This window comes from Nocardioides sp. cx-173, from assembly GCF_021117365.1.
Lineage (GTDB): Bacteria > Actinomycetota > Actinomycetes > Propionibacteriales > Nocardioidaceae > Nocardioides.
Window position 1 is genome coordinate 1697166 of sequence record NZ_CP088262.1, and the last position, 24322, is coordinate 1721487.

Genomic DNA, 24322 nt, shown 5'->3' on the forward strand with positions numbered 1-24322 from the left:
GTCGAGTGCGCCTACCGCGATCAGGAAGGGCTGCCTAGACTTGGCCCAGGACGACCAGGTTGGAGGACAAGGTGCCACTCTCGGAAGAGGAGTTGCGACTGCTCGAGCAGATGGAACGCGCCCTGGTCGAAGAGGATCCGAAGTTCGCGTCGACTCTGCGCGGCACGTCGCTGCGCCGTAGCGCCCGACGTCGCGCGATCCTCGCCGGCGTCGTGTTCGTGGTCGGCATCGTCGTCCTCATGACCGGCGTCATCAGCCAGGTCATCCCGCTCGGCATCGCCGGGTTCGTGATCATGCTCGTCTCCGCCACCGTCTCGCTGACCGCGATCCGCGGCCAGGCAGCGGTCGCCGCGGAGCCCCGCGCCACCGGCCACCCCTCCGGCTTCGCCGTCATCGACGGTGGCCGCGGCAGCCGTCTTCGCCGCCCCCGCCGCGCGAGCGCCGGCCGGCAGAGCCACGGCTCCTTCATGGAGCGCCTCGAGGAGCGGTGGCGCCGCCGCCGCGAGCAGAACGGCGGCTTCTAGCCCCGTCGAACCGGGCGGCTCCCCGCCGTCAGCCCACGTGCTCGACGACCCCGCCGCCACCGAGGGCCTCGGCGCGGCTGGAGCCGGAGCGCCGCAGCCGACGCGAGCGGCGCAGCAGCGAGCGCGGCCACCAGTGCGCGGTACGCCGCACGCGCGGCGCGGCGCCCTGCTCCAGCGCCGCCAGGCAGAGCGCGGCGTCCTCGGCGAGGGCCGGGTCGGCCGCGCCGTGGTCGCGGGCGTAGCGCAGCCGCTCGAGCCGCAGCACGATCCGGTCCAGGGCCGCGACGGCCTCGGGGGCCTGGTCGGCGCCGCGGGCCGGACGCTCCACCCCGGCCCGGCCGTCCTGGGCCCCACCCATCCGGGCGACCAGCCAGTCGCGGGTCTCGCGCGGTGAGCGCGACCGTGGCCAGGCCAGGCCGAGGTCGATCGCCGTGGCGCGCAGCTCCGCCCATGCCTCCTCGGGCCCGCCAGCCAGGCGGCGCTCGCGCGCCCGGCGGCGCAGCACCCGGGGGCTCAGGGCGGCCGCGGCCAGGACCAGCAGGGCGACGAGCCCGCCCCCGAGGCGCAGCCACGGGAACGCGGCAGCCTCGTCGTCGCCGTTGGCGTCGGCGTCCTCCTCGACCGGCGTCTCGGCGCTCGGCCGGTCCGTGGTGCGGTCGGGCAGGTCGTCGCCGGCGGTGGCCGACGGCGCCACGCTCGGGTCCGGCACGTCGGGGACGTTCTCGGTGGTGTAGTCGGGCGCCGAGCCGGCTCGGTCGGCGGGGGTGGGCTCGAAGCGCACCCAGCCGGCGCCCGGGAAGTACAGCTCCGGCCAGGCGTGCAGGTCGTGCGAGCTGTACTGGTAGACCCCGTCGCCGATGCGGTCCGGCGAGAGGAAGCCCAGCGCGACGCGGGCCGGGATGTCGAGCACGCGGGCCATCGTCGCCATCGCCGCCGCGAACTGCTCGCAGTAGCCCACGCGCCCCTCGTCGGGGTCGAGGAAGGCGGCGAGCTCGTCGCCGCTGCTGCCCTCGTCGGCCTCCTCCAGGTCGTACTCGAAGCCGCCGGTTACGCGGAACCACTGCTGCAGCGCCTGCGCCTTCTCGAAGGTGGAGTCGGCGTTCTCGGTCACGTCCACCGCCAGCTCGCGCACGAGCGGCGGGAGGTCCTCGGGCAGCTCGAGGAAGTCGAGGGTGTCGTTGGTGACGCCGGAGGGCGCCTGAGCCAGCTCCGTGGCCTCGACGTCCAGCTGGACCCCCGTCATCGAGTAGTCCATCCCCGCGGTGGTCAGGTCGTCGTTGCCGGCGTTCCCGGCCAGGAAGTCCATCGTCCGGGGGTCGTAGCGCCAGTCGCCCTCGGCGCGGATGTCCGCGATCGGCGCCTGGGTCGGCAACCAGGTCGACTCGAAGTCGTCGTTGATGCTGACGTCGTACTCGAAGTAGCGGCGCGGCATCTCCGGCCACACCCCCTCCAGCGGCGGCATCTGCCCGTCGGGGACGTTCTCGGTCGGCACCTCGCGGTCACCGGAGCTCCACTCGTTGCCGCTGAAGCGGGTGAGGACGGAGATCCGCAGGTACGACGGGTCGGGGTCGTCGGTCTCCACCTGGATCAGCGGCCGGTCGCTGCCGCGCTTGAGGTCGCGGCGCAGGTCGACCATCGGGTTCTCGATCGAGATCTCGTCGTCGCCGCCGGGGCCGGTGCCGAAGTCGAGCAGGCTCAGGCTCATCGTGGGGATCAGCAGCGGTACGACGATCGCGAGCGCCGTCGCGACCGTGCCGATGGTGCCGGCACTCGCCCGGATCGCGCCGGTGCGGACCCCGAACGTGTCCGCCCCCTCGGCCTGCGGCTGGCCCAACGGGCGCCCCCAGCGAGCGACGAGGTCGCTCTCGTGGAGGAAGAGCATCGTCATGAAGCCGGCCGCGGTGAGGGCGAAGACCCACCAGGAGACGCTGGAGTCCAGGAGGCTGACCGGGACGCTGTAGACGGTGAGCAGCGGCAGTCCGGCCAGGGGCACGCGGCGCAGCGTGCACGCCAGCGCGTCGACGAGCAGCAGGCACAGCAGCCCGCCGCCCACGAGCAGCGGATGCACGCCGGGAGCGGCGTCGGGGACCGGTGCGGCGTACTGGTTGGCGCTGTCGACGGCGTTGCGGAAGGCGCTCTCGAGCTCGACCCACGCCGTGCCCAGGGGGAGTGGGGACCCGGTGAGCATCAGGCACGCGAACATCCCCGAGACCAGCACCTGCAGGGCGATGACGAGCACCGCCGGCACCCGCCACCAGCGGGCGAGGGCGCCGGTGAGCGCCACCGTGGCGCCGAGCAGCAGCAGGGGGACCAGGTAGGTCGCCGAGGTCATCGTGAAGCCGCGCCAGCAGAACGTCGCGATCCAGGTCGTGCCGGCGGCGACGAAGGCGAGCAGCATGCCGGTGCCCAGCCCGGTGCCCCGTCCCGTGCCCCGTCCGGTCCGCTGGGGGGTGCGCGTCATCGGACCACCATCCCCTCGGGTGCGGCGCCGCCGCCGGTGCGGGAGAGCTGGGAGGCGCTGCGCCCGAGCTCCTGCCACACCGCGTCGAGTCGGTCGCCGGGCCGCAGCGGGACCGCGCGCCAGCCCTGCTGGGCGAGGACGGGGGTGGCGCCGCCGGTGCCGGAGGTGGGCGAGGCCCACGCGGCGACGTCGACGGCGATGGCCAGCGCGGAGCTGGTGTGGTGCTGCATGCGGCGCAGGACCGGGATGTCGGTGGCCTCCACGCCGCCCAGGACGGCCACGGTGAGCCCGCCGTGCGACTGCTCGCCCAGCCAGCTGGCGTCCAGTCGGGGCGTGTGCACCGCCTCGATGACGGCGAGGGCCTCGAGCAGGGGCGCGGTGTCGAGGTCGGAGTCGCGGAAGTGCCAGGCGGCGGCCGGGTCCTCGCCGGCGGCGGTGACCAGCCGCACGGAGAAGCCGCGGTGGCTGAGGTGGACCGCCACCGACGCGGCCGCGGAGACCGCGGCCTCCAGCGACGAGGCGATGCCCTGGCCGCGGTGCGCCCGCATCCGGTTGTCCAGGAACAGCGTGGCCCGTGACTGCCAGGGCTGCTCCTCACGCCGCACCATCAGCTCCCCGACGCGGGCCGAGCTGCGCCAGTGCACTCGGCGCAGGTCGTCACCGCGGCGGTACTCACGCACCGTGACGTCCTCCGCCGAGCCGGACGCGAAGGCCCGGGGCCGGTTGTCTCCCGAGCCGGTCCAGCCGCCGCCGAGCGGGATGGCCGGCAGGGGGACGGTACGGGGGGTGACCGTGAGCGGGACCGTCGTACGGAACGAGCGGCCGAGCTCCACGAGCCCGAAGGGGTCGCTCACGCGCACCGCCATCGGGCCGATCTCGAAGCGGCCGCGTACGTCGGAGCGCACCTGGTAGGTCACGTGGCGGCGCCAGCCGTGGCCGATGCCCTCGAGCACGAACCGCGGACGGGTGCCGAGGACGTAGGGGACCTGGTCCTCCAGCAGCAGCACGCCGCTGGGGGTGCGGCCCTCGTTGGTGAGGGTGAGGCTGACCCGTGCCGGCTGCCCCGCCGCCACCAGCTGGGGGCTGACCGTGCGCACGAGCGCCAGGCGGTAGCGGCTGCGGCCGAGGACCACGACGGTGACCAACGGGAGCGCCAGGACCAGGATCCCGACGCGGGTCAGCGCCGGCTGACCGAGGACGACCGCGCAGACGACAGCCGTGACGCCGGCAGCCAGGAACGCCCGTCCGCGGACGGTGAGACCGGCGAGTGCCTCACGCACGGGGCTGGGCGTCGGGCACCGGCACCGAGGCCAGGATGCCGTCGAGGATCACGCTCGTGGACCGCCCGCTCATCGCCGCCTCGACGCTGGGCAGCAGCCGGTGGGCCAGGACCGGGCGGGCGAGGCTACGGACGTCGTCGGGCAGGACGTACTCGCGGCCGTGGATGGCGGCGAACGCCTTGGCCGCGCGGACCAGGTGCAGCGTGGCGCGAGGCGAGGCGCCCAGCGTCAGCTCATCGGTGCGGCGGGTGGCGCCGGTGAGGGCGACCGCGTAGCGCTGGACGGCGGGGGAGACGTAGACCGACGCGACGATCGCGGACAGCTTGCGGATCTCGGCGGCGTCGGTCACCGCCTCCAGGTCGTCGAGCGGGTTGGACTCCGCGCGGGAGTCGAGCATCGCGATCTCGGCGGCCTCCACGGGGTAGCCGATCGAGACCCGGGCCATGAAGCGGTCCCGCTGGGCCTCGGGCAGGGCGTAGGTGCCCTCCATCTCGATGGGGTTCTGGGTCGCGATGACCATGAACGGCGTCTCGAGGTGGTAGGTCGCGTTGTCGACGGTGACCTGGCGCTCCTCCATGCACTCGAGCAGGGCCGACTGGGTCTTGGGGGAGGCGCGGTTGATCTCGTCGCCCACCACGATGTTGGCGAAGATGCCGCCCGGGCGGAACTCGAACTCGCGGGTGTTCTGGTTGAAGATCGAGACGCCCGTGACGTCGGAGGGCAGCAGGTCCGGCGTGAACTGGATCCGCCGCACCGAGCAGTCGATGCTGCGCGCCAGCGCCTTGCTGAGCATCGTCTTGCCGACTCCGGGCACGTCCTCGATCAAGAGGTGACCCTCGGCGAGCAGCACGACCAGCGCCGCCGAGACCACGTCGGGCTTGCCCTCGATGACCCGCTCGATGTTGTGCCGCACCCGCGCGACCACGCGGGACAGGGTCTCGAGGTCGGCGGCCCCCGTGGGCGTCATCGACGACGCGCTGGTCTCCACGTGTGGTCCTTCCGGTCAACGGGCTGCGTGCGAACACCCTAGAACGGCCCGCAAGCCGGCGCGGCCGCCTCGGGGTGGGGCGGCGTGGAAACGCGGGGGGCGATGTGGTTGACGGTGGAGCAAAGTGGGGTAATGTGGAGCGAAGTGGAGGAAGCGACCAGTGCGGTGGGTGTCGGTGGCTGATCTAGGAGGTGCTCCATGCGGTTCATGGGCACCTTCACGCCGAAGCTCGACGAGAAGGGTCGGCTGTTCCTCCCTGCGAAGTTCCGGGACCGACTGGCGGAGGGGGTTGTCGTGACGCAGGGTCAGGAGAACTGCCTGGTCGTGTGGCCGCCGGAGGTCTTCGACCGCGAGGCCGACCGTGCTGCCGAGCGACCGATGACCAGCAAGGCCGCTCGTGGCTACCAGCGCATGTTCTTCAGCGGTGGCGACGAGGTCGTCCCCGACAAGCAGGGCCGCATCGGCATCCCCGCGCCCCTGCGCGAGTACGCCGAGCTCGAGAAGGACGTCGTCGTGATCGGCGTCCGGGACCGGCTCGAGATCTGGAACCCCGCCAGGTGGCAGGAGTACCAGGAGGCCGAGGTCCTCAAGTTCGCCGACCTCGACGAGGACGACGACGAGTAGCTCACCAACTTCACACGATCCGCAGGACGAGGTCTCGGGCCCGCTTCCTGTACTCGCCGAATTCTGGGCACCTTCCCCGGCACCAGAACGCGGCACTTCCCTCGGGAAGCGGGCAGGGACCTGGTCCTGCGGATCACCACTTCCTCAGCACCACACGCGCTTCCTTTCCTAGCGGGGTCGAAACCGATGAGCGTCACACCAGTCACACCGGTCAGGCGGGTTCGCCACCAGGCGCGCGACGCCGCCGCCGTGATGACGTTCTCGGCACTCACCTCGGTGGCGTTCGCGACGGTCTTCCTGCTGCTCGCCCACCTGGGGCGCTGATGCCCTCGCCCACCCACGACCCCGTCCTCGTCGACCGGGTCGTCGCTCTGCTGGCCCCGGCCCTGGACCACAAGGGCGCGGTCCTGGTCGACGCCACGCTCGGCCTCGGCGGTCACACCGAGGCGGTGCTCGCCACCTGCCCGCTGGCCCGCGTGGTGGGCATCGACCGCGACCCGGCGGCCCTCGAGCTGGCCGGGCGCCGACTCGCGCCGTACGGCGAGCGGTTCACCGGCGTCCACGCCGTCTACGACGAGATCCCCGACGTGCTCGCCGACCTCGGGCTGAGCGAGGTCGACGGCGTCCTGTTCGACCTGGGCGTCTCCTCCATGCAGCTGGACGTGCGCGAGCGCGGCTTCGCCTACGCGATCGACGCGCCGCTCGACATGCGCATGGACGGCACCAGCGGCCCGACGGCGGCCGACGTCCTCAACACCTACAGCGCCGCCGACCTGGCCCGGGTGCTGCGCGACTACGGCGAGGAGAAGTTCGCGCGCAAGATCGCCGCCGCCGTCGTGCGCCAGCGCGAGGCCGAGCCGTTCACCACGTCGGCCCGGCTCGTGGAGCTGCTCTACGCCGAGATCCCCGCGCCGGCTCGGCGCACCGGGGGACACCCGGCCAAGCGCACCTTCCAGGCGCTGCGCATGGAGGTCAACGACGAGCTCGCCGTCCTGCGCCGGGCGATCCCGGCGGCCATCGACGCCCTCGCGGTGGGCGGGCGCGTCGTCGTCGAGTCCTACCACTCCCTGGAGGACCGGCTGGTCAAGCAGGCCTTCACCGCCGCGACCAGGTCGCACGTCCCGGTCGACATGCCGTTCGTCCCCGAGGGCCACGAGCCGGAGCTGCGGCTGGTGACCCGCGGCGCCGAGCGGGCCGACGCCGCCGAGATCGCCGCCAACCCCCGAGCCGCCTCCGTCCGGCTGCGCGCCGTCGAACGTGTCCTTCCCCGCACCGGCAAAGGAGCCGCATAGCCATGAGCAGCCCCACCGCCTCGGTCCGGAGCCGACTCTCGTCCCCCGCACGCGGCCTCGCGGAGGCCGCGGTCCAGCGGGCCCGGCTGAGCGTCGTCCCGCGCCGCCGCACGCGCGCCCCCCGGGTGCCGTTCGTGACCCTGGTCAGCCTGCTGCTGCTCGCCGGCGTCGTCGGCCTGCTGCTGTTCAACACCTCGATGCAGCAGGCGGCGTTCACCACCACGGCCCTGGAGCAGCAGGCCACCACGCTCGCCGCGCGCGAGCAGGCGCTGGAGATGGAGCTGGAGAAGCTGCGCGACCCGCAGCGTCTCGGGGAGCGCGCCCAGCGCGCCGGCATGGTCCAGGGCTGCCCCCCGGTGTTCCTCGACCTGTCCACCGGTCGCGTGCGCGGCGAGGCCAAGCCCTGTGACGGCGCCCGGCTGCCGCTGGAGAAGCCGGGGCCCACGCGACCCGCCTTCTTCGACCCGCCGGCCACGCTCGCCCCGGGCACCGGCGCCACCGACGGCGGCCGCCCCGTCGTCTCGCACGGCCAGGGCCAGAACGCGGGCCAGAACACGGGCCAGAACACGGGGCGCGACACGGCCCGCGGCAACGGCGCGAACGCGACCGCGGCCGGTAGAACTGAGAACCAGCCGTAACATCCGCCCCAACTGACCCAGGAGCCCCAACGGTGACCTCGCCCCGACCGCAGCGCCTCCGCTCACGTGGCTCCTCGGAGTTCCGCATGCGCGTCGGGTTCGTGGTGATCGCGATGGTGCTGTCCTTCTTCGGCGCCCGCCTGGTGCAGCTGCAGGGGCTGGACCCCGACCAGTACGCGGAGATGGCGGCGGCGGACGGCACCGTCCGGGTCATCCTCCCGGCCGAGCGTGGCGACATCCTCGACCGCAACGGCGAGCCACTCGCCAACTCCGCGGACGGCCTGATGGTGGTGGCCGATCCCGCGGTGACCGCGGGGCTCGCCCCCGAGCTCGCCAAGTTCCTCTCCACCCGCCTGGCCGTCGACTACTTCTCGACGCTCGAGCGACTCCGCGTGGAGGACAGCCGCTTCCAGTACATCGCCCGCCAGGTCCCGGCCCGCATCGCCTCCGACGTGCTGGACGAGGCCAAGCGCCGTGCCGCGGCCGCCAAGGAGGACGCGGAGCAGGCGAAGGAGGACGGCGACCGCGAGGCGCTCGAAGAGTACGAGGCCATCGCCGACGCGTACGGCGGTCTGGCGACGCGTCGCGACCCGGTGCGGGTCTACCCGGGCCGTGACATCGCGGCCAACCTGGTCGGGTTCCTGGGCACGCCCAACCCCGACGGCACCGCCAAGCCCTCGGCCGGCTTCGAGGCGATGTTCAACGGCTTCCTGGCCGGCAAGGACGGCGAGGCGCGCTACCAGGTGGGCGCCGGGCACAAGATCCCGCTCGGCGACAACACCGTCACCGAGGCCGTGGACGGACACGACCTGCGCACCACGATCGACCGGGACCTGCAGTGGTACACCCAGCGGGTCCTGCACCAGACCCGGCTGAGCTCCGGCGGCGAGTCGGCCATCGCGGTGGTCATGGACAGCCGCACCGGCGACGTCCTCGCGCTGGCCGACGACCCGACGTACGACGCCAGCGAGCCGCTGCAGGCGGACGAGGATGACTTCAAGTCGCGCGCCATGAGCGACGTCTACGAGCCCGGCTCGGTGCAGAAGGTGCTCACGATGGGCGCGCTGATCGACGCGGGCAAGGTCACCGCCCGCACGAAGCTGAAGGTGCCCGGCGTGCTGCGGCGCCAGGACCGGCCGATCGGCGACTGGTTCGACCACGGCCTGATCAAGCTGACCCTGGCCGGCGTCGTCGCCAAGTCCTCCAACATCGGCACGGTGCTGGCCGCCGACCGGTTCCAGGACGGCCAGCTGCGCGACTACCTCACCCGCTTCGGCATCGGCGAGCGCACCGACATCGGCGTCGGCGGGGAGACCGCGGGCCTGCTGCCCGACGGCAGCATGTGGACCAGCCAGACCGAGGACCGGATCGCGTTCGGGCAGTCGCTGTCGGTCAACGCGGTGCAGATGGCGGCGGCGGTCAACACCATCGCCAACGGCGGGGTGCGGGTCGACCCGAGCCTGGTCAAGGGCTCGGCCTCGACGGAGCTGGGCACCGAGGTCGGCACCGACCACACGACGACCCGCCGGGTCATCAGCGAGGACGCCGCCCACCAGACGATGCTGATGATGGAGCGCGTCCTCGACCCCGAGGAGGGGGTCGCGCCGTCCGCGGCCGTGCCGGGCTACCGGGTCGCCGGCAAGACCGGCACCGCGCAGCGCGTGGACCCCGAGTGCAAGTGCTATCGCGGCACCACGGTCTCCTTCGCCGGCTTCGCCCCGGCCGACGACCCCCGCTTCACCGTCTACGTGGTCGTCCAGAACCCCAAGACCGGTGGCGGCGGCTCGGTCGGCGGCCCGGCGTTCGCCAAGCTGATGAGCTTCGCACTGCGCCGCTACGCCGTGCCCCCCACCGGCAGCGAGCCCTCCCGGCTGCCCGTCACGTGGCGATGAGCCATGATCGTCAGGTGGCCATGTCCTCGAGCCGACCCGAGCATCCCCACGTCGTCGCCCTCGCCGAGATCGTCGGCTGGTTGAGCCGGACCCACCGGGTCGAGGTCGTCGGCGACCTGGACGACGTCGAGGTCACGGGGGTCACGCTGAGCTCCCAGCGGGTCTTCCCCGGCGACCTGTACGCCGCCCTTCCGGGGGCCCGCGCCCACGGCATCGCGTTCGCGAAGGCGGCGGTCGAGGCCGGAGCGGTCGCGGTGCTCACCGACGCCGACGGGGCGGCCGCCGCCGACATCGGCGTGCCGCTGGTGGTCGTCGCGCAGCCGCGCGAGGTGCTGGGCCGGCTGGCCGCGTTCGTGTACGGCGAGCCCGCCGCCGCTCTGCGGATGATCGGGGTCACCGGCACTCAGGGCAAGACCACCACGACCCGGCTGGCCGTCGACGGCCTGGAGCGATCGGGGGTGCGGGCCGCCGTGGTCGGCACCGTCGGCACCCGCATCGACGGGGTCGACGTGCGGACCGACCTCACGACCCCGGAGGCGCCGGACCTGCACGGGCTGTTCGCCCTCATGCGCGAGCGTGGCGTCGAGGCCTGCGCCATGGAGGTCTCCAGCCACGCGCTGGTCCTGGGGCGCGTGGACGGCGTCGTCTTCGACGTGGCCGTCTTCCTCAACCTGGGCCGCGACCACCTCGACTTCCACGCCGACGTGGAGGAGTACTACGCGGCCAAGGCCTCGCTGTTCACGCCGGACCACGCCCGGCTCGCGCTGGTCAACGTCGACGACGAGCACGGCCGCCGGCTGGCCGGCGAGGCCGGCGTCCCGGTCCGCACGATGTCCTCGACCGGTCGCGAGGCCGACTGGCAGGCGGTGGACGTGGCCCTGCGCGCCGACGGCTCGTCGTTCACGGTCACGGGGCCGGGCGGGCTCCGGCTCGCCGCGGGCTGCCCCGTGCCGGGAGACTTCAACGTCGCCAACACGCTCGCCGCCGTGGCCGCCTGCGCGGAGGCCGGGTTGGACCCGGCCGCCGTCGCCGAGGGGATCCGCGCCGGCGCAGGCGTCCCGGGCCGCTTCGAACGGGTCGACGAGGGGCAGGACTTCGTGGTGGTGGTCGACTACGCCCACAAGCCGGACGCCGTCCGGGCCGCGATCGCCACGCTGCGGCCGCTGACCGAGGGCCGGGTGATCGTGGTGCTCGGCGCCGGCGGCGACCGCGACCCCGGCAAGCGACCGATCATGGCCGGCATCGCCGCCCGCCTGGCCGACGTGCTCGTCGTCACCGACGACAACCCGCGCACCGAGGACCCCGCCGCCATCCGCGCCGCGATGCTCTCCGGCGTCGAGGCCGGGGGTGCGGAGGTGCTCGAGATCGGGGACCGCCGGGCCGCGATCCACGAGGCCGTGCTCATGGCCCGGCCCGGCGACATCGTGCTGGTCGCCGGCAAGGGGCACGAGACCGGTCAGGAGATCCAGCACGTGGTGCATCCCTTCGACGACCGGGTCGTGGTCCGCGAGGCGCTGGCGGCGCGCCGATGATCCCGCTCACGCTCGCCGAGCTCGCGGCCGTCGTGGGGGGCGAGGTCCACGGCGATCCCGCCCTCGTCGTCACCGGACCGGCGTACGTCGACACGCGCGAGGCGGCGCCCGGAGGGCTGTTCGTCGCGGTGGTGGGGGAGCGGGTCGACGGCCACGACTACGCCGAGGGGGCTCATGCCGTGCTCGGCAGCCGCCCCACCGTCGCTCCGACCGTGGTCGTGCCGGACCCGGTGGTGGCGCTCGGGCGGCTCGCGCGCCACGTCGTCGACACCCTCGGCACCCCGGTGCTCGCGCTCACCGGCTCCCAGGGCAAGACCGGCACGAAGGACTACCTCGCGCACGTGCTCGCGGCGGCGGGGCCGACGGTCGCCACGGCCGCCAACAACAACAACGAGCTGGGGGTCCCGCTCACGGTCCTGCGGGCCGGACCCGAGACCGCCTACCTCGTCGTCGAGATGGGGGCCCGCGGGCTGGGCCACATCGCCTACCTGTGCGACATCGCGCCGCCGACCGTGGCCGCGGTGCTCAACGTCGGCACCGCCCACATCGGCGAGTTCGGCACCCGGGAGGCCATCGCGCAGGCCAAGGGCGAGCTGGTCGAGGCCCTGCCGGCCGAGGGCACCGCGGTGCTCAACGCCGACGACGGGCTCACCGCCGCCATGGCCGCACGCACCCGTGCCGCCACCGTGACCTTCGGGGTGTCCGGCGACGTCGCGTGGCGCGCGGTCGAGCTCGACGAGCTCGGCCGGCCCCGCTTCGAGCTGGGCTACGACGGCGCCTGGCTGCCGGTGACGCTGGCGCAGACGGGGGCGCACCAGGTCGCCAACGCGGCCGCGGCGGTCGCCATGGCCGTGGCCGTCGGCATGCCGTTCGTCGAGGCGGCCGGCGCGCTGGGATCGGCCCGGTCGGCCTCGCGCTGGCGGATGGAGCTGCACGAGCGCGGCGACGGGCTGCTGGTGGTCAACGACGCCTACAACGCCAACCCGGCCTCGATGGTCGCGGCGATCGAGGCCCTCGCCGCCATCGGCGCGCGCGCCGGGCGCCGTACCGTCGCGGTGCTGGGGGAGATGCGCGAGCTCGGTCCGGACGCCCACGCCGCGCACGACGAGGTGGGGCGGGCCGCCGCCGCCGCCGGGCTCGACGTGATCCTCGTCATCGGGGAGGCTGCCTCCGGCATTGCCGAGGGTGCTCGTCAGTCGGCGGGCTGGCAGGGTGACGTCGTCGTCACGGCGGGGCGCACCGAAGCCCTGGCCTGGTTGCGCGAGAATGTGGGCGCCCGGGATGCCGTCCTGGTCAAGGCCTCTCGCGGGGCCGCGCTCGAGGTGGTGGCCGACGGACTGCTGGCCACCGCGGCCGGCGCAGCGGAGCAAGCGGAGGGAGGGGCCACACCATGAGAGCGATCCTGCTCGGCGGCGGCCTGTCCCTGCTGATCTCCCTGCTCGGCACCCGCGTGGCGATCACCTACTTCACCCGCTGGGGCTACGGCCAGGAGATCCGCGACGACGGGCCGACCAGCCACCACACCAAGCGCGGCACGCCCACGATGGGCGGGGTGGTCATCATCCTCGCCACGGTGCTCGCCTACTTCGCCGCGAAGCTGATCACGATGAGCGCGCCGTCGGCGTCCGCGCTGCTGCTGCTCTTCCTCTTCGTCGGGATGGGCCTCGTGGGCTTCGTCGACGACTACATCAAGATCTCGCGCCAGCGCAGCCTGGGGCTGCGCAGCAAGGCCAAGATGGCCGGGCAGACCGTGATCGCCGTGGTCTTCGGGGTGCTGGCGCTCTCGCCGTGGCTCGAGGACGCCAACGGGCGGACGCCGGCGTCGGAGAAGGTGTCGTTCCTGCGCGAGATCGACTGGCTGGCCCTGCCGATGATCGTGGCGATCGCCGTGATCTGGCTGATCGTTACCGCGACCAGCAACGGGGTCAACCTCACCGACGGCCTCGACGGCCTGGCCACCGGCGCGAGTGTGATGGTGTTCGGCGCCTACATGCTGGTCAACATCTGGCAGAACAACCAGTTCTGCCAGGAGGACCCGAGCGGGCAGTGCTACAACGTCCGCGACCCGCTGGACCTGGCGGTCATCGCGGCCGCCATCACCGGGGCCTGCTTCGGCTTCCTGTGGTGGAACGCCGCGCCCGCGGCGATCTTCATGGGCGACACCGGCTCCCTCGCGCTGGGCGGCGCCCTGGCCGGTTTCGCGATCCTGACCCGCACCGAGCTGCTGCTGGTCATCCTCGGCGGCATCTTCGTGCTCGAGACCCTCTCGGTGATGATGCAGGTGACGTGGTTCAAGACCACCAAGCGGCTCACCGGCACCGGGCGACGGATCTTCCGGATCGCCCCGATCCATCACCACTTCGAGATGATGGGCTGGGACCAGGTCACCGTCGTGATCCGGTTCTGGATCATCACCGGGCTGTTCGTGGCCACCGGCCTGGGCGTCTTCTACGCCGAGTGGGTGGCGCGTCTGTGAACGTGGACCACCTCGGTCGGCTGGACTCCTGGGAGGGGGTCCACGCCGTCGTCGCCGGCTTCGGCGTGTCCGGCTTCGCGGCGGCCGACAACCTGACCCACCTCGGTGCCAGCGTCACCGCGCTCGCGGAGGGCGCGCGCAACGCCGAGGAGCTGGAGAAGGCCGAGCTGCTGGAGATCCTCGGCGCGAAGGTCCTGCTCCACGAGGGTGCGACCGCGACCCTGCCTCCCGACGTCGACCTGGTCGTCACCTCGCCCGGCTTCCGCCCCGATGCGCCGCTGCTGGTGCAGGCACAGGAGCGTGGCGTTCCGGTCTGGGGCGAGGTCGAGCTGGCCTGGCGACTGCGCGACCCGGCCCACGACACGCCCTGGCTGTGCGTCACCGGCACCAACGGCAAGACCACCACCGTCCAGATGCTCGACGCGATCCTGCGCGCGGCCGGGCTGCGCAGCCGCGCGGTGGGCAACGTCGGCACCCCGATCGTCGAGGCCGTGATGGACCCCGAGCCCTACGACGTGCTCGCCGTCGAGCTGTCCAGCTTCCAGCTGCACTACACGCACACGATGAGCCCCCAGGCCGCCGCCGTGCTCAACGTCGCGGAGGACCACCTCGACTGGTACGAGTCGATGGACGACTACGTCGCCGACAAGGGACGCATCTACCAGCGCACCCAGCTCGCGTGCGTCTACAACGTGGCCGACCCGGTCACCGAGCAGCTGGTGCGCGAGGCGGACGTCGTCGAGGGCGCCCGCGCGGTCGGGTTCACGCTGGGCATGCCCGCGGTGGGCATGGTGGGCATGGTCGAGGACATCCTCGCCGACCGGGCGTTCGTCGCCCAGCGCGACAGCAGCGCCGCGGAGCTGTGCACGGTGGGGGACCTGGCCTCCGACGCACCCCACTTCGTGCAGAACGCGCTGGCCGCGGCCGCGCTCGCCCGCGCCCACGGTGTGAGCCAGGCCGCCGTACGCGACGGGCTGCGGGAGTTCCGCCCCGACGGTCACCGGATCGCGCTCGTCGCCGAGGCCGACGGGGTGGCCTGGGTCGACGACTCCAAGGCCACCAACCCGCACGCCGCGCAGTCCTCGCTGCAGGCCTACGACCGCGTCGTGTGGGTCGCCGGTGGCCTGGCCAAGGGCGCCCGCTTCGACGACCTCGTGGTGGCCGTGCGCGAGCGGCTCCGGGGAGCCGTGCTCATCGGCCGGGACCGCCAGGTCATCGCCGAGGCGCTTTCGCGACACGCACCCGATGTGCCGGTCTTGACCGTGGACGGCGGCGAGACTGGGACCCAGGACGATGGACGGGCCCTGATGGGGCGTGTCGTGGACGCGGCGGCCGGCCTGGCCGGAGCCGGGGACACGGTGCTCCTCGCGCCGGGATGCGCCTCGATGGACCAGTTCACGAGCTATGCGGCGCGAGGCGACGCCTTCGCCGCGGCAGTCCGGGACCGGCTCGACGACCAGCGCTAGGAGGAGGTGGCACGTGACCACCGCGAACCCCGAGCGCTCCACCCGTCTGCGGCGCAGCCCGTGGCCCTCCGCCTTCGGCACCTGGCGACGCGCCGTCAGCGACGCCCTCGCGCGACCGCTGACGTCGTACTACCTGCTGATGGGCGCCGCCGCGCTGCTGCTGACCATCGGGCTGATCATGGTGCTGAGCGCCTCCAGCGTCTTCTCCTTCCGCGCCACCGGCGACTCGTTCACGATCGTGCGCCGCCAGCTGATGTGGGTGATCCTCGGGCTGCCGGCGGCGTACGTCGTCAGCCGGCTGCCCCCCCGCTGGGTGCGCCGGCTCGCCTACGTCGGCTTCTCCGTCTCGCTGCTGCTGCTCGCGCTGACCGCGAAGTTCGGCGTCGAGCGCAACGGCAACACCAACTGGCTGCCCCTCGGCCCGCTGGTCATCCAGCCCTCGGAGATCGCCAAGCTCGCCCTGGTCATCTGGGCCGCCCACATCTACGCCAACAAGGAGCGCCGCCTCGCGAGCTTCCACCAGATCGTGGTGCCGGTGGTCCCGGGCATGCTGCTCGCGACCGGCCTGGTGATCTTCGGTCGTGACCTGGGCACGGCGCTGATCCTGTTCGCGATCCTGCTCGGGATGCTGTGGGTGGTGGGCGCACCGGCCCGCTTCTTCATCATGTCGTCGCTCATCGTGGGCGTCGGCGTGTTCGCGATGGCGTCGACCAACCCCGAGCGGTTCGCCCGCATCACCACGTTCATCGACCCGTTCAAGGACTTCCACGGCACGGGCTGGCAGCCTGCCCACGGCCTCTACGCCCTCTCCAGCGGCGGCACCTTCGGACAGGGCATCGGCGCCAGCCAGCAGAAGTGGGGGGACCTGCCCGAGGCCCACACCGACTTCATCTTCGCCGTGCTCGGCGAGGAGCTCGGTCTGGTCGGCACCCTCCTGGTCGTCGGGCTGTTCCTCACCATCGCCTACGCCGCGCTGCGCATCGCGCGCGAGACCGTCGACCCGTTCGTGCGCTACTGCAGCTTCGGGATCGTGGTGTGGCTGATCGGCCAGATGATCGTCAACGTCGGCATGGTGCTCGCCCTGCTGCCGGTCATCGGCATCCCGCTCCCGCTCGTGTCCTACGGCGGGTCCAGCCTGCTGCCCACCCTCGTCGCCCTCGGCCTGCTCGTCGGGTTCGCCCGCCGCGAGCCGGAGGCCGCCCGGGCCCTGGCCCAGCGCAAGAGGGTCCGCTCCGCGGGCCTCTCCGCGCGATGAGACGATTCGGCTGATGCGCGTCCTGCTCGCCGGCGGTGGAACCGCCGGCCACACCTCACCCCTGCTCGCCACCGCCGACGCCCTGCGGCGGCTCGACCCGAGCGTGGAGATCACCTGCCTCGGCACGCCCCGCGGCCTGGAGAGCACGGTGGTCCCGGCCGCCGGCTACCCCCTCGAGCTGATCCCCCCGGTGCCGCTGCCCCGGCGCCCCAACGCCGACCTCCTGCGCGTGCCCGGGCGGCTGCGCGGCGCGGTGAAGGAGACCCTTGCGGTCTTCGACCGGGTCCGGCCCGACGTGGTCGTCGGCTACGGCGGCTACGTGTCGATGCCCGCCTACCTCGCCGCCCGCCGGCGCCGGCTGCCGCTCGTGGTCCACGAGCAGAACACCGTGCCGGGCCTGGCCAACAAGGCGGGCGCACGGGTCGCCGCGCGGGTCGCCGTCAGCTTCCCGGACACCCCGCTGCCCCGGGCCGAGTACGTCGGGCTGCCGATCCGCCGGATGATCTCCCAGCTCGACCGGGCCGCGCTGCGCGAGGAGGCCCGCGCCTTCTTCGGCCTCGACCCGGACCGGCCGACGCTCGTGGTCACCGGCGGGTCGCAGGGCGCGCGCCGGCTCAACCAGGCGGTCTCGGGCGCGGCCTCCGCCCTCGGTGACGCCGGGGTCCAGGTGCTGCACGTCGTCGGGCCCAAGGGCGAGGCCACCCCGGCCGCGCCGTCCTCGACGGGAGCGCCGTACGTCGTGGTCGGGTTCGTGGACCGCATGGACCTGGCTCTGGCCGCGGCCGATCTCATGGTGTGCCGGGCCGGTGCGTCCAGCGTCGTCGAGGCCGCGGCCACCGGCGTGCCCGCCATCTTCGTCCCGCTGCCGATCGGCAACGGCGAGCAGGTGCGCAACGCCCAGCCGGTGGTCGACGCCGGGGGAGCGCTGCTGGTCGCCGACGCCGACCTGACGCCTGAGTGGGTGGCCGGCCACGTGCCCGCCCTGGCCACCGACCCCGCGCGGCTCGCCGCCATGAGCGCGGCGGCGACCGCGCTCGTCCCACGCGACGCCGACGAGAGGCTGGCCGCGATCGTGCTCGAGGCGGCCGGCTCGTGAAGGTCCCCGTCCCCGACGTCCTCACCCCCGCGGAGCGGCTCGGCCGCGTCCACTTCGTCGGCATCGGCGGTGCGGGCCTGTCCGGCATCGCCCGGATCATGCTCGCGCGCGAGATGACGGTCAGCGGCAGCGACGGCACCGACTCGCCGACGCTGGAGGCCCTGCGTGGGCTCGGCGCCCGGGTCTGGCTCGGCCACGACGCCGCGCACGTCGCCGACGCCGACACCGTCGTGGTCTCGACCGCGGTGCGCGAGGACAACCCCGAGTACGTCGAGGCCGTACGGCGCGGGCTCCCGGTGCTGCCGCGCTCAGCGGCGGTGGCCGCGGTCATGGCCGGGCGCCGCGTGGTGGCCGTCGCCGGCACCCACGGCAAGACGACCACGACCTCGCTGCTGACCGTGGCCCTGCAGGCCGCCGGTGCGGACCCGACGTACGCGATCGGGGGCGACCTGTCGCAGACCGGCACCAACGCGGCCGAGGGCGGCGGCGAGCTGTTCGTCGCGGAGGCCGACGAGAGCGACGGCGCCTTCCTGGTCTACGAGCCGTACGCCGCGGTGGTCACCAACGTGGAGGCCGACCACCTCGACCAGTGGGGCACCGAGGAGGCCTACCGCGCCGCCTTCGACGAGTTCGCCGGGCGCGTCGACCGCGACGGGTTCCTGGTCTGCATCGTCGACGACCCGGGCGCCGCGCGGCTCGCGGACCTCGCGCGTGCCGGGGGCCTGCGCGTGGTCGGCGTCGGTGAGGGCGCCGGCGACCTGCAGGTGACCGACCTGGCCTTCGAGGGCACCACCTCGTCGTTCACCGTGGTGGACGAGGGGCGTGAGCTGGGCCGCGTCACGCTGCGCATCCCGGGGCGTCACTACGTCCTGGACGCCGCCGCCGCCCTGGCTGCCGGGCTGCGCCTGGGCTACGGCTTCGACGACCTGCGCCGGGGCCTGGAGGGCTTCGGCGGCACCCGCCGCCGCATGGAGGCCAAGGGCGAGGCCGGGGGAGTGCGGGTCTACGACAGCTACGCCCACCACCCCGCCGAGATCGCCGGCGACCTGGCCGCCGCCCGCGCGGTCGCGGGGGACGGCCGCGTCGTGGTGGCCTACCAGCCACACCTGGTCTCCCGCACCCGGATCTTCGGGACCGCGATGGGTCAGGCGCTCGGTGCGGCCGACGAGGTCGTCGTGCTGGACGTCTACCTCGCGCGCGAGGAGGCCGACCCGGACGTCACCGGGGCGCTGGTCGCCGACGCCGTGCCCCTGCCCGCGGAGCGCGTCGCGTTCGTGGCGGACCTGGACGACGCCCCCGCCGAGGTCGTGCGCCGCTCGCGGCCGGGCGACCTCGTGCTCACCCTCGGTGCCGGCACCGTGACCGAGCTCGGGCCCCGCATCCTGGCGCTGCTGGAGGGCACCGATGGCTAGGGGCGGCGGCGCCGGTCTTGACGACGAGGACCGCACTGCCCTGCAGACCCGGCGTCGCTTCGCGCGCCGCCAGTGGCGCCGCCGCTGGCTGGTGTGGAAGTACGTCGTCAGCGCGCTCGCGCTCATGCTCCTGCTCGGCGGCGGGCTCTACACCGTCTACCTCTCCGACGCCCTCGCGGTCGACGGCGTCGAGGTCACCGGCGAGACGACGCTGAGCGACGACGACGTACGCGCCGCGGCGCGCGTGCCGATGGGCGAGCCGCTCGCGCGCGTCGACCTGGACGCGATCCGGGCCCGGCTGGCGGGCCTGGCCGTCGTCCGCTCGGTCGAGGTGTCACGGCAGTGGCCGCACGAGGTGCTGATCGCCATCGAGGAGCGCACCGCCGTCGCCGTGGTGGAGATCGCCGGGTCGCTGCGCGGCCTGGACCGAGACGGCGTGGTCTTCGGCACTCTCGCCAAGGCCCCCGCTGGTCTGCCCCGGGTGCAGACGTCGGCCGAGACCAGCGGGGAGGCGCTGCGCGAGGCCGCCCTGGTCGTCGCCGCCCTGCCCGAGGACCTGGCCGGGCAGGTCGACCACGTCGAGGTGCGCACGGTGGACAGCATCACCCTCCAGCTCCGGGGCGGCCGCGAGGTGCGCTGGGGGAGCTCGGCACAGTCCGAGGACAAGGCGCGCGTCCTCGAGCAGCTCCTGGGCCAGAAGGCCGAGGAGTACTACGACGTCTCGGTTCCCGGCACCCCGACCCTGAAGTAGCGCAAGTCCATCTCCGGCGCGGCGTGTCTGCGCCGCACCCGCCGCCTCGATGCCTAGTGTCTTCTTCACGACGAGGTTGACATAACTATAACCCTCAGCCTGAGGGTCAGGGTTCTCGACCCGCCAACTTCCCCGAGCCGGACCCGTCCCACCCAAGAGCACACACCAGAGCACGTACTTCCGAGAGGTGAAGCCGCCGTGGCAGCTGCACAGAACTACCTGGCCATCATCAAGGTCGTGGGCATCGGTGGGGGCGGTGTCAACGCCGTCAACCGGATGATCGAGGTCGGCCTGAAGGGCGTCGAGTTCATCGCGATCAACACCGACGCCCAGGCACTGCTGATGAGCGACGCCGACGTCAAGCTCGACATCGGCCGTGAGCTCACCCGCGGCCTCGGTGCCGGCGCCAACCCCGACGTCGGGGCCCGCGCCGCCGAGGACCACGCCGACGAGATCGAAGAGGTCATGAAGGGCGCCGACATGGTCTTCGTGACCGCCGGCGAGGGTGGCGGCACCGGCACCGGCGGAGCGCCCGTCGTGGCCCGCATCGCGCGCTCGCTCGGCGCGCTGACCATCGGCGTGGTCACCCGCCCGTTCGCGTTCGAGGGTCGCCGCCGCGCGGGCTCGGCCGACGAGGGCATCGCGCAGCTGCGCGAGGAGGTCGACACCCTCATCGTCATCCCCAACGACCGGCTGCTCTCGATCAGCGACCGCAACGTGTCGGTGCTCGACGCGTTCAAGCAGGCCGACCAGGTCCTGCTCCAGGGCGTCTCGGGCATCACCGACCTGATCACCACCCCCGGCCTGATCAACCTCGACTTCGCCGACGTCAAGTCGGTCATGGCCAACGCCGGCTCCGCCCTCATGGGCATCGGCTCGGCCCGCGGCGAGGACCGTGCGGTCGCCGCCGCGGAGATGGCCGTGTCCAGCCCGCTGCTCGAGGCCTCCATCGACGGCGCCCACGGCGTGCTGCTCTCCATCGCCGGCGGCTCCGACCTCGGCCTGTTCGAGATCAACACCGCGGCCGCCCTCGTCGCCGACGCCGTCCACCCCGAGGCCAACATCATCTTCGGCGCCACGATCGACGACGCGCTCGGCGACGAGGTCCGCGTCACCGTGATCGCCGCGGGCTTCGACGGCGGCACGCCCAAGCGCAAGGAGGAGGGCAACGTCCTGCGCCGCGACCCCAAGCCGCAGCAGACGCAGGCCGAGACCCGCGCCGCGGCCGCCGCGGTCGCCACCCGCCGCAAGGACGAGCCCGTGGAGGCCGACCGGCCCCAGGAGACCGAGCGGGTGCTCGCCAGCGCGCGCACGACCCCGGCCGAGGCGACCACCCCGGCGCCCAAGGCGGCGCCGGCCCCGGTGGTCTACGACGACGACGACCTCGACATCCCGGACTTCCTGAAGTAGCGGCTTGTACGCCTACCGCACTGCCCTCGGCCCCGTCGAGCTGTCGTTCACCGACCGGCTCGGCGGGGTCAGCGGCGTCCCGTTCGACTCGCTCAACCTCGCCCTCGAGGGGGACGACGACCCGCAGGCGTGTGCGCGCAACCTGCGGATCGTGCTCGACGACTTCGCCCCCGGCGACCGGCTCGCCGACCTGCACCAGGTCCACGGCTGCGAGGTGGCGATCCCCGGTGAGGGGGCCGGTGAGGGCGTGCGCCCCGACGCCGACGGGATCGTCACCGACGCCCCCGGCGTGACCCTGATGGTGCGCGCCGCCGACTGCGTGCCGGTGCTCCTGGCCGACCCGGCCGCCGGCGTCGTCGGTGCCGCCCACGCCGGGCGCCCCGGGCTGGCCGCCGGCGTCGTCCCGGCCACGCTCGCGCGGATGTGCGAGCTGGGGGCCTCCGAGGTCACCGCCTGGGTCGGCCCGCACGTGTGCGGCGCCTGCTACGAGGTACCGGCCGAGATGCGCGACGAGGTGGGCACCGTGGTCCCCGAGGCGGTCGCCACCACGTCGTGGGGCACGCCGTCGCTCGACCTCGGGGCCGGGGTCCGTGCCCAGCTCGAGGCCGGCGGGGTCACGGTCGTCGACGCCGCCCGGTGCACCCGCGAGAGCGCGGACCTCTACTCCTACCGCCGTGACGGCCGGAAGGCCGGGCGCCAGGCCGGCCTGGTCAGGCTGCGCCCATGAGCGCCCGCCGCGACGAGCTCGCCGCCAACCTGGCCGTGGTGCGCGGTCGCATCGCCGACGCCTGCGAGAGCGCGGGCCGCGACGCCTCCGACGTACGACTCACGGTCGTGACCAAGTTCTTTGGAGCCTCCGACGTCCGGTTGCTGGCCGAGCTGGGGGTCACGGACGTCGGTGAGAACCGCCACCAGGAGGCGGAGGCGAAGGCCGACGAGTGCGCCGACCTCGGCCTGCGCTGGCACTTCATCGGCGGGCTGCAGAGCAACAAGGCCGCCGCCGTCGCGCGCTATGCCGACGTCGTGGAGTCCCTGGACCGGCCCAAGCTCGTCGCCGGCCTCGACCGCGGCGCGGGGGAGCGCGGCCGCGACGTCGACGTGCTCCTGCAGGTGAGCCTGGACCCGCCCGGCACCGCCCACCGCGCGGGCGCCGATCCGGCCGCGCTGGAGGACCTGGCCGCCGCCGTCGAGGCTGCCGATCACCTGTCGCTGAAGGGGCTGATGGCCGTCGCGCCCCTCGGCGCCGACCCGGCGCAGGCGTTCGCGCGGCTGGCCGAGGTGCGCGCCGACGTGCTCGCGCGCCACCCCTCCGCCACGTGGCTGTCGGCGGGCATGAGCGGCGACCTCGAGCAGGCCGTCGCGGCCGGCGCGACACACGTGCGCATAGGCTCCGCGGTGCTCGGAACCAGGCCGCGGTTCAAGTAGTGTCCAGATCAGAGATGGCGCGCCCCGACGGGGCGCCCGAGCTTCGGAGGCAAACGTCATGAGCGGTGCGATGCGCAGGATCGGTGAGTACCTCGGCCTGCTCGAGGACACCGGGCGATACGACGAGTACGACGGCGACGACTACGACACGCAGCACACGGCGCCGGTCGCGGCCGCGCCCCGCACGCAGCGTCTCAAGGAGACCCGTCCCGCCCCCGTCGCCGACCTCTCCGAGCGTCGCCGGCACGCGCCCGTCCCCTCGGGCGTCTCCGGCGTGGTGGCCGAGCTGTCGCGGATCACGACCCTGCACCCGCGCACCTACAACGAGGCGCGCACGGTCGGGGAGAACTTCCGCGAGGGCGTGCCCGTGATCATGAACCTCTCGGAGATGGACGACGCCGACGCCAAGCGCCTCGTGGACTTCGCCGCCGGGCTCGTGTTTGCGACGCGTGGCACCATCGAGCGCGTCACCAGCAAGGTGTTCCTGCTCTCCCCGCCCAACGTCACGGTCGCCGCCGAGGACAAGCAGCGGATCGCCGAGGGTGGCTTCTTCAACCAGAGCTAGGTATTCGTGGAAACTGTCGGACGGGTCATCGATGTCGTCCTCTGGATCTTCATCGGCATGCTCTGGGTCCGCTTCGTCGTGGACTGGGTGCAGGTCTTCGCACGCTCGTGGTCGCCTCGCGGGCCGATCCTGGTGGTGCTCGAGGTGGTCTACTCGATCACCGACCCGCCCATCCAGGCGCTGCGTCGGGTGATCCCACCGCTGCGGATCGGGAGCTTCGCGCTCGACCTCAGCTTCCTGATCGTGATGATCGGCGCCTACCTTCTGAGGTATCTCAACGCGGCGGTGCTCCTGCAGTAGTGACGCCACGTCACACCAGTCCCACGCAGGCGCTATTGTTTCGACGGACACATACTGCTCGAACCGAACAAGAATTGGGTGAGGTCATGCCGCTGACGCCTGAGGACGTGAGCAACAAGCGATTCACGCCTGTCCGGCTCCGTGAGGGCTACGACATGGGCGAGGTCGACCAGTTCCTCGACGAGGTGGAGGCCGAGCTCGCGCGTCTCACCAAGGAGAACGACGACCTGCGCGCCAAGCTCGCCTCGGCCCAGAGCGGGTCGTCGAGCGGTGCCTCGGCTCCGGCCGAGACCGCTCCGCAGCCGGTCGTGGTCGAGAAGGCTCCCGAGCCCGAGCCCATCCGCGAGGCGCCGGCTCCCGCACCGGCCGCCGTGGCTCCCGCCCCGGAGACCATCCGGATCGAGACCGTGCCTCAGGCCTCCAACGCCGCCGCGCGGCTGCTGGAGATCGCCACGCGCAACGCCGACGAGCTCGTCGAGGACGCCAAGAACCAGGCCGACAAGATCGTCGGCGAGGCTCGCACCAAGGCCGAGCGCCTCGAGCACGAGTCGAAGAGCAAGGCCGACCGCCTCGAGGCCGACGCCCGCACCCGCTCGCAGATGCTCGACGCCGAGACCGCGGAGCGCCGCCAGCAGCTCTTCGGCGACCTCGAGAAGGAGCGCGACAAGCTCAGCCTCGACGTCGAGAACCTGCGCTCCTTCGAGCGCGAGTACCGCTCGCGGCTCAAGAGCTACTTCACCCAGCAGCTCGAGGCGCTCCAGGGCAGCGGCGACTCGGCCGCCCCCTCGGGCGACCAGCCGCCGGCGCCCAAGCGCCTGCGCTCGATCCTGGGCGAGGACGAGGGCTGAGGCTCCTTCCAGCGTGACGAGAACGGCCGGCCCCCTCGGGCCGGCCGTTCTCTCGCATTTGCGGCGGGGCGGTTTGAGCGGCCTGCG

23 protein-coding genes are annotated in these 24322 nt (G+C 73.3%); 20 read left to right on the forward strand and 3 right to left on the reverse strand.

From position 1 onward, the window contains the following. Positions 1-71: 71 nt before the first annotated feature. Complete coding sequence (locus LQ940_RS08235; RefSeq protein ID WP_231244047.1) at positions 72-524, forward strand: DUF3040 domain-containing protein; 453 nt, start codon at positions 72-74, stop codon at positions 522-524. 28 nt (positions 525-552) lie between these two features. Here the strand turns inward: LQ940_RS08235 and LQ940_RS08240 are convergent, their stop codons facing one another. The 3 genes from LQ940_RS08240 to LQ940_RS08250 are packed head-to-tail and all read right to left on the reverse strand — an operon-like array spanning position 553 to position 5232. Further along, positions 553-2985, reverse strand: a complete 2433-nt coding sequence (locus LQ940_RS08240; protein ID WP_231244048.1) for a transglutaminase family protein — start codon at positions 2983-2985, stop codon at positions 553-555. Beyond that, complete coding sequence (locus LQ940_RS08245) at positions 2982-4265, reverse strand: DUF58 domain-containing protein (protein ID WP_231244049.1); 1284 nt, start codon at positions 4263-4265, stop codon at positions 2982-2984. The genes LQ940_RS08240 and LQ940_RS08245 overlap by 4 nt, the downstream gene beginning before the upstream one ends. Further along, the gene (locus tag LQ940_RS08250) at positions 4258-5232 is read right to left on the reverse strand and encodes an AAA family ATPase (RefSeq protein WP_231244128.1); all 975 of its coding nucleotides are present in this window, start codon (positions 5230-5232) and stop codon (positions 4258-4260) included. The genes LQ940_RS08245 and LQ940_RS08250 overlap by 8 nt, the downstream gene beginning before the upstream one ends. 219 nt (positions 5233-5451) lie before the next feature. Here LQ940_RS08250 and mraZ point away from each other — a divergent pair, with 219 nt between their 5' ends. From mraZ to LQ940_RS08345, 19 genes are all read left to right on the forward strand, one after another. Continuing rightward, on the forward strand, positions 5452-5877 hold the full coding sequence (mraZ, locus tag LQ940_RS08255) for a division/cell wall cluster transcriptional repressor MraZ (RefSeq protein WP_231244050.1): 426 nt from the start codon (positions 5452-5454) through the stop codon (positions 5875-5877). Positions 5878-6063: 186 nt separating this feature from the next. Continuing rightward, on the forward strand, positions 6064-6201 hold the full coding sequence (locus LQ940_RS08260) for a hypothetical protein (protein ID WP_231244051.1): 138 nt from the start codon (positions 6064-6066) through the stop codon (positions 6199-6201). Continuing rightward, a complete protein-coding gene (rsmH, locus tag LQ940_RS08265) occupies positions 6201-7169 on the forward strand; it encodes a 16S rRNA (cytosine(1402)-N(4))-methyltransferase RsmH (RefSeq protein WP_231244052.1) in 969 nt (322 codons plus the stop codon). Before LQ940_RS08260 ends, rsmH begins: the two co-directional genes overlap by 1 nt. 2 nt (positions 7170-7171) lie before the next feature. Beyond that, positions 7172-7807, forward strand: a complete 636-nt coding sequence (locus LQ940_RS08270; RefSeq protein WP_231244053.1) for a hypothetical protein — start codon at positions 7172-7174, stop codon at positions 7805-7807. A gap of 32 nt (positions 7808-7839) precedes the next feature. Then, positions 7840-9699 (forward strand): peptidoglycan D,D-transpeptidase FtsI family protein, encoded by a 1860-nt coding sequence (locus tag LQ940_RS08275; protein ID WP_231244054.1) that lies wholly within the window; start codon positions 7840-7842, stop codon positions 9697-9699. 20 nt (positions 9700-9719) lie between these two features. Next, complete coding sequence (locus tag LQ940_RS08280) at positions 9720-11231, forward strand: UDP-N-acetylmuramoyl-L-alanyl-D-glutamate--2,6-diaminopimelate ligase (RefSeq protein WP_231244129.1); 1512 nt, start codon at positions 9720-9722, stop codon at positions 11229-11231. Further along, the gene (locus tag LQ940_RS08285; protein WP_231244055.1) at positions 11228-12625 is read left to right on the forward strand and encodes a UDP-N-acetylmuramoyl-tripeptide--D-alanyl-D-alanine ligase; all 1398 of its coding nucleotides are present in this window, start codon (positions 11228-11230) and stop codon (positions 12623-12625) included. The genes LQ940_RS08280 and LQ940_RS08285 overlap by 4 nt, the downstream gene beginning before the upstream one ends. Continuing rightward, complete coding sequence (mraY, locus tag LQ940_RS08290; protein WP_231244056.1) at positions 12622-13707, forward strand: phospho-N-acetylmuramoyl-pentapeptide-transferase; 1086 nt, start codon at positions 12622-12624, stop codon at positions 13705-13707. The genes LQ940_RS08285 and mraY overlap by 4 nt, the downstream gene beginning before the upstream one ends. Beyond that, the gene (gene murD / locus LQ940_RS08295; RefSeq protein WP_231244057.1) at positions 13704-15173 is read left to right on the forward strand and encodes a UDP-N-acetylmuramoyl-L-alanine--D-glutamate ligase; all 1470 of its coding nucleotides are present in this window, start codon (positions 13704-13706) and stop codon (positions 15171-15173) included. Before mraY ends, murD begins: the two co-directional genes overlap by 4 nt. 13 nt (positions 15174-15186) lie before the next feature. Further along, positions 15187-16428 carry a putative lipid II flippase FtsW gene (ftsW, locus tag LQ940_RS08300; protein WP_231244058.1) on the forward strand — a complete coding sequence of 414 codons (1242 nt, stop codon included), beginning with the start codon at positions 15187-15189 and terminating at the stop codon, positions 16426-16428. A 13-nt stretch (positions 16429-16441) separates the two neighbouring features. Further along, positions 16442-17524, forward strand: coding sequence for an undecaprenyldiphospho-muramoylpentapeptide beta-N-acetylglucosaminyltransferase (murG, locus tag LQ940_RS08305; RefSeq protein WP_231244059.1), 1083 nt, complete (start codon positions 16442-16444; stop codon positions 17522-17524). Then, a complete protein-coding gene (gene murC, locus LQ940_RS08310; RefSeq protein ID WP_231244060.1) occupies positions 17521-18936 on the forward strand; it encodes a UDP-N-acetylmuramate--L-alanine ligase in 1416 nt (471 codons plus the stop codon). Before murG ends, murC begins: the two co-directional genes overlap by 4 nt. Then, complete coding sequence (locus LQ940_RS08315; RefSeq protein ID WP_231244061.1) at positions 18929-19687, forward strand: cell division protein FtsQ/DivIB; 759 nt, start codon at positions 18929-18931, stop codon at positions 19685-19687. Before murC ends, LQ940_RS08315 begins: the two co-directional genes overlap by 8 nt. A 198-nt stretch (positions 19688-19885) precedes the next feature. Continuing rightward, the gene (gene ftsZ, locus LQ940_RS08320; RefSeq protein WP_231244062.1) at positions 19886-21097 is read left to right on the forward strand and encodes a cell division protein FtsZ; all 1212 of its coding nucleotides are present in this window, start codon (positions 19886-19888) and stop codon (positions 21095-21097) included. A gap of 4 nt (positions 21098-21101) precedes the next feature. After that, positions 21102-21824 carry a peptidoglycan editing factor PgeF gene (gene pgeF / locus LQ940_RS08325; protein ID WP_231244063.1) on the forward strand — a complete coding sequence of 241 codons (723 nt, stop codon included), beginning with the start codon at positions 21102-21104 and terminating at the stop codon, positions 21822-21824. Further along, positions 21821-22522 (forward strand): YggS family pyridoxal phosphate-dependent enzyme, encoded by a 702-nt coding sequence (locus LQ940_RS08330; RefSeq protein WP_231244064.1) that lies wholly within the window; start codon positions 21821-21823, stop codon positions 22520-22522. The genes pgeF and LQ940_RS08330 overlap by 4 nt, the downstream gene beginning before the upstream one ends. 58 nt (positions 22523-22580) lie before the next feature. Next, complete coding sequence (locus tag LQ940_RS08335; RefSeq protein WP_231244065.1) at positions 22581-23087, forward strand: cell division protein SepF; 507 nt, start codon at positions 22581-22583, stop codon at positions 23085-23087. A gap of 6 nt (positions 23088-23093) precedes the next feature. Beyond that, positions 23094-23387 carry a YggT family protein gene (locus LQ940_RS08340; protein ID WP_231244066.1) on the forward strand — a complete coding sequence of 98 codons (294 nt, stop codon included), beginning with the start codon at positions 23094-23096 and terminating at the stop codon, positions 23385-23387. Between the two features lie 86 nt (positions 23388-23473). Next, on the forward strand, positions 23474-24235 hold the full coding sequence (locus tag LQ940_RS08345; RefSeq protein ID WP_231244067.1) for a DivIVA domain-containing protein: 762 nt from the start codon (positions 23474-23476) through the stop codon (positions 24233-24235). The last annotated feature ends 87 nt before the right edge of the window (positions 24236-24322 follow it).